An 11,589-nucleotide genomic window follows, 5' to 3' on the forward strand; every position below is an offset into this window, starting at 1 on the left:
GAGGCGACGGCTGGCTACACGCAGCGTGAGCCGCCATGGCGTGCCGCCGGAAGCCGCCATCCTGAGCTCCAGACCGTTCGGGTTCTCATCACCCGGCCCCGCGCTTGAAAACCCGAGCAGCCTCCTGCAAAGACAATCTTCAGTAGAGACCCGCGTAGCATCCAAGCGCCGCCGGTCGTGAGGACTGTATGGTGTCTTATCCGTTGGAGCCCGGTGACGTCGCGTCGCGGATCAATGCGCACCTCGACGCTCTCAGCGCCCGTTTCGTCGCACGCCGCGTGGTCCTTGAGGTCGTCCTGCTGGGGCTCATGACCCGCGAGCACGTGCTGCTCATCGGCCCGCCAGGTACAGGAAAGTCCGCCGTCGTCGAGGCGATCGCCGACTCCGTGGCCGCCCAGTGCTTTGAATATCTGATCGGTCGCTTCACCGAACCCTCGGAGATCTTCGGATCGCTCGACCTCAACGCGCTCAAGGACGGCCATGTGCGGCCGGTCACCGAGGGGATGCTGCCCGAAGCGCAGATCGCGTTCCTGGATGAGATCTTCCTGGGCTCGACGGCGATCCTCAACAGCCTTCTGAAAATCCTCAACGAGCGCACCTACCGGCGCGGGCGGTTCAGCATGCAGACCCCGCTGCTGTCGTGTGTGGCCGCTTCCAACGCCCTGCCGGAGGATCCAGCCCTGGCGGCCTTCGCCGACCGTTTCCTGATGACCCTGTTCGTCGACCCGGTGGGCGAGCACGAACTGCCCGATCTCCTGCGCGCGGGCTGGGATCAGCCCGCCCGAGGGGCGTCGCCCGCCTTGAGCCTGGCGACGATCGCGCAGCTGCATGAGGCCACGCTCGCGGTGGACCTGGAGCCGATCCGTGAGACCTACGCCCATCTGGTGCGCAAGATCCGCCTGCTGGGCGCATCGTTGTCCGACCGCAAGATCGTCAAGGGCCAGAAGCTGATCGCCGCGGCGGCCGTGCTGCGCGGGGCGACGGCCGCGGGCCCAGAAGACCTCTGGCCGATCATTTTCCTGGTGCAGTCCAAGGACGAGCAGGACCAGGCCCGCGACCTTCTGCAGGCCGAACTCAGGGCCAGCCAGAATCCGGTGCTGGGCGATAGCGTCGCCCGGGCGACGCAGGGCCGGACGGCTCATGCCACCGCGCTCGCCACCCAGGCCGAAACCCTGCTCAACGACCCGCCCCTGCCCGAGGCGGAGACCGCGCGCGAGATTTGGCTCGTCCGGCTCGAGACGTTGCTTACCCGCATCGATGCGGCCTTCGATAAGGACGCCCTGCCCTCCGCGCTGAAAGCGGTCCGTGCGCGGCTCCAGACCGCGCTGACCGGCCAATCCCAGGGAGCGGCTCCGGCCGTCAAGGCCGGGGCGGACTGATGCGTTGGCGGCGCGGCGAACCCCTGCAGAGCGTGGGCGCCCTCATCCTGATCGATGTGGACGCCAAGGCGCGGCTCCAGAACGCCTTGCTCCACAAGTCACGGCTCTTTCGCGCCTTGCCCTGCGCTTGGGGCGAGGGCTGGGTGGTGCTCTTTGCCGCGCCGGTCGGCGACCTGGACGAGCCGGTGCTGCCGCGTCTGCCAGGCTCGATCGCCCTCTACGAGGCAGCCGAGGGATGGTGGCTGCCCGTCGGCGTCGAACTTGAGGCCCCTGTCCACGTGCACGCCGCGCTCTGGGCCTCGCTGACCGAACGGTCCGCCGCCGCGCCGCCAGCGGTCGTGGCGCCGCGACTGGCTTCGAGCGAGCCCTCGACGCATGAGGCCGATGTCTTCCTGATCCGCGACCTTCAGCCGATCGAGGCTCTGGCCTTGGACGCGGGGCGCCCATGAGCGGGTCAACGTCCGAGACGAAAGACGGGCCGACCCCCGACGCCTATGTGGCGTTCGCGCCTCTGTTCGAGCGGCTGTCGGCGCCGCTTGTCACCGTGCTCAAGGGGCTGCTCGATCAGTGCGAGGCGCTCGTCGCGGAGGTGTCCTCGCCACAGCCCGCGCCACGCGGCCAGGTGGAGGGTCTGGGCGGGATTGGCCGACGCGGTGAGATCGATCGAGCCGCGCCGAGCGAACTTCTGCTGCGCACGGAAGCGCCGCTGGAGTTCCTTCGACGGCTCGCCGAGGGCGAAACGCTCTATCACGAGACGCTCTATGCCGATCCGGGACGGCGGCCTGTATTCCGGGCGGTGGTCTCGGTGGGGCCAGGCGCGTTGGGTCACGGCCGCTTCGTGAGCCTGGCGGCCTTGTTGCTGCTGTCCCGGCTCGCGGCGGCGCAGGGCGCGGACTTCTACTGGTGCTTCCTGCCGCGCACCGAGGGGCCGGTCTGGTTCGACGCCGTATCGCTCAACAACGTCAAGCGCCTGTTGCGCGCGGCCAGCCATCGCGAACCGTCGAACGAGGACGTGACGGCGGCCGGCGTGCTCTGGGAGCAGCTCTTCGCGCAGGTGTCGCAGGCTGCCGCGACCGAGCGGCTGGACTGGGTCATCGGCGCGCGCCCGCGGTTGGCGGGGGAAACCACCATCGCCGGCCAGGGCGCCAACGGCCTGATCTTCGCCATCGCGCCGCCGTCGGGCGACCAGCCGCGCACGGTTGAACTCAGCCTGCGCCGCCTGGGGCGCGAACGTCGTCGCGTCGCGCTGACCTTGCCCGATGACACCGTCTGCGTCGGAGCCCTGCGCAACCCGTTCCGCCCCCCGCCAGCGCAGGTCGCGCCCCGTGGGTCCGCCGCGCGAGCGCAGGACCCCCAAGGGTGGGCGCCGCGCTATCTCGTCAATGCCGCCTCTGACCAGAAGCTGCTGCGATTGGCCGACGGGCTCTTGCTGCTGCAGTTCGACGACGACCAGCAGGTCGCCCAGAGCCTCTTCATTCCCCTCGACAAGACCGTGCGCCTGGCCGGGATCCGGCTCTATCGCGAGGGGTTCATGCTCGTGGTCCAGACGGGTGAAGGCGGCGCCGGACAATTGGCGCTCGGTAGCTATCAACTGGATCCCAAGGGCCCGCCGCGCCTGACCTTCCGCCGTCTGGCCAAGGCGCCGTCCGCCCATCTTTTCAGTCAGCAATCGCCCTATGCCCTGCCGAGCCTGACGCACACGGCGGGCGTGCGGATCTATTCGTCGTCGGGCATGGCCTACCAACTGGCCTTCGGGCCCGACGAAACTATGACGTTCGAGCCGCTCTACAAGGGGCCCAGCATCATCGCATCAAGCGGCGTTTACGAGGTTCTTCGCATCCAGGGGCGCGAGACAGGCCGCATAGAGGTGGTGCGCCCCACGGGGCATCCGTTGCACAGCTTCGAGGAAGGCGTCCATTCCCTGCAGCCATCGGCGCTGCGCGGGCTGATCTACAGCCACAACACCTCCAGCCTCGCCTACAGCCTGGCGCCCAACCGCTGGCGGTTCGCCTCGTTCAAGGACGGCATAAACGAGGACGAGGACCAGCTGGTCCTCGCGCCGCATGAGGTTCTGCTGTCGGGCAAGGCCCGCGGCGCGACGATCAGCGCGCGCCTGTGGTCGGACGCGCGGTGCGGGGGCGATGGCGAGGTGCGCGGCGTCCGGATCGTGCGCGGCGAGCGCGCCACGACCGGGGCGGTGCTCAAGCTGGGGCGGGCCGCGTTCGAGACGGTGGCGGTGAATATCGGCGACGACGGCATGGTGTGGGCCGTCTCGACGAACAAGGCCGGCGAGCCGGGAACGCTGACCGCCTATCGCAAGCAAAAGAGCGGCGGGGGCTACACGTCGACACACTACAACCTCGATCGCCTTCGTCAGAAGGCGCGGCGCCTGGACATGGGTCGCCTGCATGGCTGAACGCCCACATGCGGTCGCGCGCGGCCGGCAATCCGCGCCCGACCGGTTCCCCAGCCTGCCGACCCTGCCGCCCGGCGCGCTTTGCGACGGGCTGATCTTCATCTCGGAAGCGGCCGAGCCCGCCCCGGACCTACGTCCGCTCCGTGAGGTGCTGGCCGCCCTCTGGCGAGGACGCCTGAGCGCCGAACCTGATGCGCCGCACGTGCTCGTGGCCGCCTTCACCAATCCGCGCCTTGCCGATGCGACCACCGAGCCTGGCCTGCCGCTGCGCGGGACGGCGACGGGCGTCCTGGCGAGCTTCGCCGATCAAGAGCCCGCAGGCGCCCAGTTCGGATCGAACGCCGTCGGATGGCGACGGGCGCAGGTATGGTGGCATGGCCGGCGCTACGAACTGGCGTTGGATCGGTTGCAGAGCCAATCGCTGGTGTCCCTATGGGATGCGCCACGACTGACGATCCACGCGTCAGGGACCGCACCGGTGGCGAGCCCCGACAACGCCCATGGCCACGAAGGGAAGCTCCCGGGCGAGACCGGTCTATCCAGGGTGGCCCATGCCGCGATCGGGCTGCGGCGCGAAGGTCGTGACGCCGTCGGCGACGTCGAGGCGCGCCTTCAGGCCATTGATGCGCGTACGCGGCTGCCAGCGATCTTCAGGCAGATGATGACCAGGCGCGTCTCGACAAAGGGCGACGAGGGCGAACCTGGAGTCTTTGAGAACCTGCAGGGCTGGCTGCGCTGGCACACCCCTTTGGGCGCGGGCCTGAGGGGCAAGTTCGCGGACCGTCTGGCCACGGTGGAGCGACTGCTGTCCAAGGGCGATCTCGACACGGCCTTGCGGCTCGCCTTGGCGCTGGGCGGAAGCAAGCCGGGCGCGGACCGCGCGCGCTATCCCAACGGGCTTCCAGGCCTGCGCGCATCCCTCGACCTGGCGTTCAGGCCGGGTGGCGGCGTGGCGCGGATCTTCGGCGCGGCGACTTATGACAACCTGCGTGGCCGCTATGCCGAGCTAGCCAAGACCCTCGAAGCGCGTGGCGACGTCAGGCGTGCGGCCTATGTCCATTCAAAGCTGCTGGACGATCATCTGCAGGCGGTGCTGACCCTCGAGCGCGGAGGGCTTCATGGCGAGGGCGCCAAGCTGGCGATGGCGGCTGAGCTCGAGCCGACCGTGACCATTCGCCTGCTGTTCAAGGCCGACGAGCACGCCGCCGCCCTTGGTCTGGCCAAGCGCTCGGGGTGCTTTGACCAACTGGCCGAGGACAGCCGACAAGCCGAGCCGGCTTTCCACGCCTTCGTGATCGACGCCTGGACCCAAGCCCTGATCGCGACAAGCCAGCCTCTGCGCGCCCTGCAGGTCTCCGATCGCCTGGCCGGGGCTCAGGATGCGCCCGACGAACTGCTCGCCGCACGGCGGGGCTGGCTGGCGCTGGCCGCCACGCTCGCCGAACCGATCTATCCCGAGCCAGAACTGCTCGCGCGGGTACTGCTGGCGGGGCCGCAGGACGACGCCCGTCTCCGCACGCTCCGGGAAGGTTTCGACGCGGCGATGCGCGGCGAAGGGCCGAAGTCCGGGGCGATCCTGGCCGAGGTCTTGCGCCCTTTGACGCGGCTGGCCGAACCTGACCGCCGCGATCAGGCCGTGTTCTGGCGAGAGACGGCCAAACCCGTTCTGGAGGCCTATGCGCTGGCGCTGATCGCCTTGGCGCCCGAACGGCTCGGCTCCGGTGAAATCGACGCTCTGCGCGCCTTACTCGACAAGGCGGTCCTGCCCGTCCTGGCGTTCGACCTGAGCAAGCTTGCAAAGCTCCACGGCCGATCGACGCCCAAGGCGCGGGAGTGGCAGGTCCCCGTGGCCAGGAGCACTCAGCCGGCGGTCCGGATCGCCTGCCTACTGGGGACAGGGCAGGTCCTGGCCTGGCGTGAAAACCGGCTACTGCAGCTCTTCGACCGCCATGGAGGCGTGGTCTGGCAACAGAATCTGGCCGATGTCGTCGCGCTCGTTCCGATCGACACGGGTTCTGATGTCATCGTCATCCAGGAAACGAGGGATGGCGCGCAACAGCTGACGCGTCTGGCTACCCCTACTCAGCGGCTTTATCCCATCGGCAAGGTCCGTCTGACCGCGCATCACGATGTCACGTCCGAAGGTCAGTGGCTGGTGCAGATCGATGGCGAGATCGGCGCGCTCGATCTGGTGAAGCTCTGCCTGCCCGTCCCGGAAATCATGTTCCTGTGGTCGGCGCGCGTCACGGAGCGTGTAAAGGCGCTCGCTTTCGGGCACCTGCCCGGCCGTCCGCAATGGTTGACCCGTGACGTCAGCGAGAGCCGTCGCGGCGTGCTGGAACACTGGACGATGAGCCGGTCGGGCAAGCTGGAGACCATCCTTTGCATCCCGTGGCGGGCCGATCAGTCGATACGCGACCCTGCCAATTGGTTCTGGGCGCCGACGACGCATGGCGTTCCCATCAAGACCGCGGATCTACGCCGCGAAGCGCTTTGGGCTTCCAGCTGGACCTCCAAGACCGAACGTATCGCGATCGAATACGCCGACCGACGAGAGCGCCTCGGGCTCGAAGGCCTCGACCGGTTCCAGGCCTGCGACCTTGGCCGGCCGTATGTCTGGTCCGAAATTGGCGACACAGCTCGAACCGTGGCCTGCGAGGCCGATGGCGCTAAGCCCTACTTCACCTTCCTGCACGTGGACCAAACGCCCCTGGTCTGCCTGGCTAGGTCCACGGGCGCGGCTTCGCCCAAGGGAAGCGCACGCGCCAACCCCGGACGGCTGGTGTTCGCCGATGACAGCGGCCGACTGCTTCTCCTGGATAGAGAGACGCTCAACGTGGATGTTTTTTAGGACGCCGCTCCAGGACGGCGCCGCAACCGACCTGCGCCAGGCCCGCCCGCAGGCGAGTGTGCGCCACAATGCCTTCACACGAAGAATGGAAGAGGAACGGAAAAGAATGGCAATTGCGTGTGCAATTTCCGCACACGATACAATATAAGTTATTGATTTTATTCTTGATAAATACAACCCATCATCGCGCGACGGAAAATCTATGCGGTTGGAATTTCCGCATTCTTACAGAGTTATCAACAGGCTCGTTCATCCAAGGACGTATCGGCTTCCGGGCCGGGCATCGCTGGCCGCGCGTATAGAGCACACTTGCCATTCCATTCGCCCTTGGGCTAGCGCAGGGGCATGCCGCTGTTCTCTGATATCTGGCGCGTCGGCGTCCTCGAATGCTCCATCCAGGACATCGCCCAGGCGGGCGGCCTGCATCAGGCCAAGGTCCGGTGGCTGCCGGAGGAGCCCAGCTACACGTTCCTGGCCGACCCGTTCGGCCTGTGGCGCGACGGGCGGCTGCATCTGTTCGCCGAGGCCTATGACTATCGCACGCGGCACGGGATCATCGATCATCTCGAGCTCGACGCCGACTATCGCACCGTCCGCCGCAGCACGGTGATCCGCGAGCCTTGGCACCTCTCCTACCCCGTGGTGTTCGAGGCCGAGGGCGAGATCTGGATGACGCCGGAGGCCTTCCGGTCCGGAACCTTCACGCTCTATCGGGCCAAACAGTTCCCGGACGTCTGGGAGCCGGTCACGACGATCGCCTTCGACACCCCGGCCATCGATCCGACCTTCTTCCAGTGGGAAGGCCGCTGGTGGTGCGCCTATTCGCCGGACGGCACGCAAGCTGACAAGCAGGGTAAGCTGCACCTGGCCTATGCCGACCGCCTGCAAGGCCCCTGGACGCCGCACCCCGGCAATCCCGTGCGCATCGACCTGGCCAGCAGCCGACCAGGCGGCACGCCCTTTGTGCATGAGGGCCGCCTGCACCTGCCGGTCCAGGACTGTACGCGCACCTATGGCGGCGACCTGCGCCTGCTGTCGCTGAACGTCCTGACCCCGGACCGCTTCGAGGCCGAGGCGACGCCGATCCTCAAGGGTCCCGCCGACGCCGGCCGCTATACCGGCGGACGCCACACCCTGGCCGCCTGCGGGCCGGTGACCCTGTTCGACGCCAAGTGGGTCAAGGCCTCGCCGCACGGCCTGGCGATCGATATCGCCCGCAAGCTCCGCGCCCGTCGACCGAAGCGCTCCGCATAGGGATTTCCTCCTGCGGCGAGACGCCGCAGGGAACCTTTTTAAACAATCAGTACGGCCTCGCCCGATCGGCGGCGTCAGACTGATATGCGGATCTGTTTCCTCTTCAATCACGACCAAGTCCATCAGGTGGCGCACAGCCTGCCGATCGCCCTGGCGATGCTGGACGCAAATCTCGACGCCGAGATCGTCATCGCCACGTCGAACGCGCGGTTGACGGCCGAGGTCACCCGATTGAGCGGAGGCCGGCCGGGCCTGCCTGTCGTCGAGCTGGGCCTGACGCGCAAATCCAGCCAGCTGGCCCACCAGATGCTGGAGCGCCTGGTCCCGGCCGGGAAGCTGCTGTTCTACCGCGACAACCTCGACTTCTTCCGCTCGGTCGACGTGTTGGTGGTGGCCGAGAAGACCTCGCTGATCCTCAAGACCAAGTTCGGCCTGGATCACCTGAAGATCGTCCACACCCGTCACGGCGCGGGCGATCGGGCCGTCGGCTTCGATCCCGCCAGCGCCCTGTTCGACCACGTCCTGGTGTCGGGTCCGAAGATCCGCGAGCGCCTGGTCAGCGACACCGGCGTGAAGCCGGAAGCCATCTCGGTGGTCGGCTATCCGAAGTTCGACCTGGCCTCGGCCACGCCAGTGCGGCCGCTGCCGAACGACGGCCGGCCGCTGGTGCTCTACAACCCGCACGTCTCGCCGCACCTGTCGTCGTGGTTCACGGCCGGCCGTCAGGTGCTGGACTGGTTCGTCGACCATCCCGAATACCAGCTGATCTTCGCCCCGCACGTGATGCTGTTCGAGCGTCCGTTCACGATCAGCATCGACAAGCTGCGCATCGACCGACCCGGCCGCATGGAGGCGCGTCACCTGAACGCGCCGAACATCCACATCGACCTGGGCAGCCGCGCCTCGACGACCATGGCCTACACCCAGGCCGCCGATATCTATCTCGGCGACGCCAGCAGCCAGGTCTACGAGTTCCTGCTGCGCTCGCGGCCCTGCATTTTCCTGAACCCGCAGGGTCACGACTGGCAGGACGACAAGAACTTCGGCCACTGGAACCTGGGCCGGGTGATCAATGGCGTCGACCAGCTGGGCAGCGCACTGGAGACGGCCTCGGCCGACCACGCCGCCGGCTATCGCCACGTCCAGCGCGAGCAGTTCGAGAATAGCTTCGACCTGACCGAGGAGCCCTCGGCCAAGCGCGCCGCCCGCGCCGTGGCGACCTTCGCCGGCCTCACCGCGCCGCTGCTGCAACCGATCGCCGAGTTCGCCCGTGTCGCCTACGGCTGAGGATCGCGGCGCGCTGCGCGGCATCTTCGGCAATACGCTGCGTCTCCTGAGCGGCAAGGCCGGGGCCGGGATCATCAGCCTCGCCTATATCGCGCTGGCGGCGCACGTCCTGGGTCCGACCGAGTACGGGGTCCTGGTGCTGGTCCACACCTATGCGCTGGCCGTCGGCGGGATCATCGAGTTCCCCGGCTGGCACGCGGTGGTGCGCTACGGCGCCCAGGCCTTGCTGGCGGGCGACGAGCAGCGCCTGGCGCGCCTGCTGAAGTTCGCCGCCGCGCTGGAGTTGGCCTGCGGCGTGGTCGCCGTGGTGGTCGCCGCGCTGCTAGCGCCTTGGATCGGCGCCAAGCTGGGCTGGTCGCCGCGCGCCATCGAACTCAGCCTGCCCTACAGCCTGGCGGTGCTGGCCACGGTGCGAGCGACCGCCGCCGGCTACCTGCAGGTGACCGGGCGCTTCGGCCTGCTGGGCGCCCATAGCCTGGTCCCGCCGATCGTGCGCCTGATCGGCGCCGTCGTCGCCTGGGCCGGCGGCTGGGGCCTGGTCGGCTTCCTCTGGGCCTGGCTGGCCGCCGCCGTGCTGGAGTGGGCGGTGATGTGGGCCATGGCCTTCGCCACCATGCCGCGCTCGCTGCGCAAGCTGACGGTGAGCGCCGACCTGCGCGGCGTGCGAGCCGAGAATCCCGGCATCGTCCGCTTCATGCTGGGCGCCAATGCCGACGTGACCTTCGCCGAGCTGGCCGCGCGCGTGACGCCGCTGGCCATCGGCTGGCTGGGCGGCCCCGCCGCCGCCGGCCTCTTCGCCATCGCCCAGAGGGCCACGACCGTCATCGCCCAGCCGGCCCAGAGCCTGGGCCAGGCGGCCTATGCCGAACTCGCCAAGCTGGCGGCCAAGGGCCAGACCGGTCTCGTCATCTCCACGATCGCCCGGACCAGCGGCGTGACCATGGCCATCGCCATTCCCGTGTGCCTGCTCTTCGGGCTTTTCGGCGACACCTTCGCCAGGCTGATGGGCGGCGACGGCTTCGCCGCAGCCGGCGGCCTGATGCTGTGGCTGGCCATTGCCCGGACCATCCTGCTGTGCGCCCCGCCGCTCAGCGCCGCCCTGACGGCCCTGGGGCGTCCCAGCCTGTCGGCGAGCATGAACCTGGCCGGCAGCCTGGGCCTCGTCGCCATGCTGGCCATCGCCCTGCCGGCTTCGGGACAGGCCGCCATCGGTCCTTGCGTTGTCGCCCAGGCGGTGCTGACCATGGCCCTGCTGGTCGCGGCCCTGGCCGCCCAGGCCCGTCCGGCCGCGAGCACGACGCGGACCGCCTGACATGCGTATCGCCTATGTGATCAATTCCGTCGAAGGCGGCGGCGCCCAATCCCCCGTCCCCGCCATCGCCCAGGTGCTGCGCGACAACGGCGCCGAGGTGGCGGTCTTCGCCCTCAGCCGCCGCGACGGTCGCGGCGCGATCGCCATGGAGGCCGCCGGCCTGGACGTGCGCGTCTGTCCGGCCAGCGAGAAGCAGCAGCTCACCGCCCTGCGCTGGCTGCGCGCCGAGCTGAAGGCCTGGAAACCCGACGTCGTCTGGACCTCCCTGACCCGCGCCACCCTGATGGGCCAGATCGTCGGCGGCTGGCTAGGCAAGCCGGTGGTCAGCTGGCAGCACGCCGCCTTTCTCAAGCCCGCCAACCGCGCCCTGCTGCGCTGGCGGCGCTCGGCCTCGGACCTGTGGATCGGCGATTCCGAGAGCGTCACGGCCCTAACCGCCGAGCGGATCGCGCCCGATCCGGACAAGCTGGTCTGCTGGCCGATCTTCTCGATGAAGGCCGACGCGCCCCAGGCCGCGCCCTGGCGTCCGGGCGAAACCTTGCGGCTGGGCGCGCTGGGTCGCCTGCATCCTGTGAAGGGCTACGACGTTCTGCTCGACGCCCTGGCTCTGCTGAAGGCTCAGGGCTTCGCCCCGCCCGCGCCGTTCGAAGTGCTGATCGCCGGCGACGGCGCAGAGCTGGAGCGGCTAGAGGCCCAGCGCGCTGAGGCGGGGCTCGACAATGTCCGCTTCACGGGCTTCTGCCAGGACCCGCCGAGCTTCCTGGCGACCTTGCACCTCTATCTTCAGCCGTCGCGCTCGGAAGGCCTGTGCGTCGCCGCCCACGAGGCCATGCAGGCGGGCCTGCCGGTGCTGGCCTCGGCGGTAGGCGAGCTGCCCTACAGCATCGTCCCCGGCGAGACGGGCTTCCTGGCGCCGCCGCGCGATCCGGCCGCCCTGGCCGCCGTCCTGACCGAGGCGCTGTCCCATCCCGAACGCCTGGCGGCCATGGGCCAGGCCGCTCGCGTCCGCACCCAGGAACGCTTCGGCGCCGAACAGTTCGCGGCGCGCGGCGCGGCCATCGTCCAGCGCCTGAAGCGCGCGGCGGCCTGA

At 68.8% G+C, this 11,589-nt stretch carries 8 protein-coding genes; all 8 read left to right on the top strand.

The features are described 5' to 3' along the window. Nucleotides 1-188: 188 nt before the first annotated feature. Nucleotides 189-1,379, top strand: a complete 1,191-nt coding sequence (locus AC07NI_RS08585; RefSeq protein ID WP_494617784.1) for an AAA family ATPase — start codon at nucleotides 189-191, stop codon at nucleotides 1,377-1,379. Then, nucleotides 1,379-1,828 (top strand): hypothetical protein, encoded by a 450-nt coding sequence (locus AC07NI_RS08590; protein ID WP_494617785.1) that lies wholly within the window; start codon nucleotides 1,379-1,381, stop codon nucleotides 1,826-1,828. The genes AC07NI_RS08585 and AC07NI_RS08590 overlap by 1 nt, the downstream gene beginning before the upstream one ends. Beyond that, entirely contained in the window at nucleotides 1,825-3,795 is a 1,971-nt protein-coding gene (locus tag AC07NI_RS08595) for a hypothetical protein (protein ID WP_494617786.1), read from the top strand. The genes AC07NI_RS08590 and AC07NI_RS08595 overlap by 4 nt, the downstream gene beginning before the upstream one ends. Beyond that, nucleotides 3,788-6,646, top strand: a complete 2,859-nt coding sequence (locus AC07NI_RS08600; protein WP_494617787.1) for a hypothetical protein — start codon at nucleotides 3,788-3,790, stop codon at nucleotides 6,644-6,646. Before AC07NI_RS08595 ends, AC07NI_RS08600 begins: the two co-directional genes overlap by 8 nt. Nucleotides 6,647-6,991: 345 nt before the next feature. Continuing rightward, nucleotides 6,992-7,900 carry a glucosamine inositolphosphorylceramide transferase family protein gene (locus AC07NI_RS08605; RefSeq protein WP_494617788.1) on the top strand — a complete coding sequence of 303 codons (909 nt, stop codon included), beginning with the start codon at nucleotides 6,992-6,994 and terminating at the stop codon, nucleotides 7,898-7,900. An 84-nt stretch (nucleotides 7,901-7,984) separates the two neighbouring features. Further along, a complete protein-coding gene (locus AC07NI_RS08610; protein ID WP_494617789.1) occupies nucleotides 7,985-9,187 on the top strand; it encodes a CDP-glycerol glycerophosphotransferase family protein in 1,203 nt (400 codons plus the stop codon). Then, the gene (locus AC07NI_RS08615; protein WP_494617790.1) at nucleotides 9,171-10,499 is read left to right on the top strand and encodes a lipopolysaccharide biosynthesis protein; all 1,329 of its coding nucleotides are present in this window, start codon (nucleotides 9,171-9,173) and stop codon (nucleotides 10,497-10,499) included. Before AC07NI_RS08610 ends, AC07NI_RS08615 begins: the two co-directional genes overlap by 17 nt. 1 nt (nucleotide 10,500) lies before the next feature. Beyond that, the gene (locus AC07NI_RS08620) at nucleotides 10,501-11,589 is read left to right on the top strand and encodes a glycosyltransferase (RefSeq protein WP_494617791.1); all 1,089 of its coding nucleotides are present in this window, start codon (nucleotides 10,501-10,503) and stop codon (nucleotides 11,587-11,589) included.

The sequence above is a fragment of the Caulobacter sp. GW821-FHT10E02 genome (assembly GCF_059415225.1).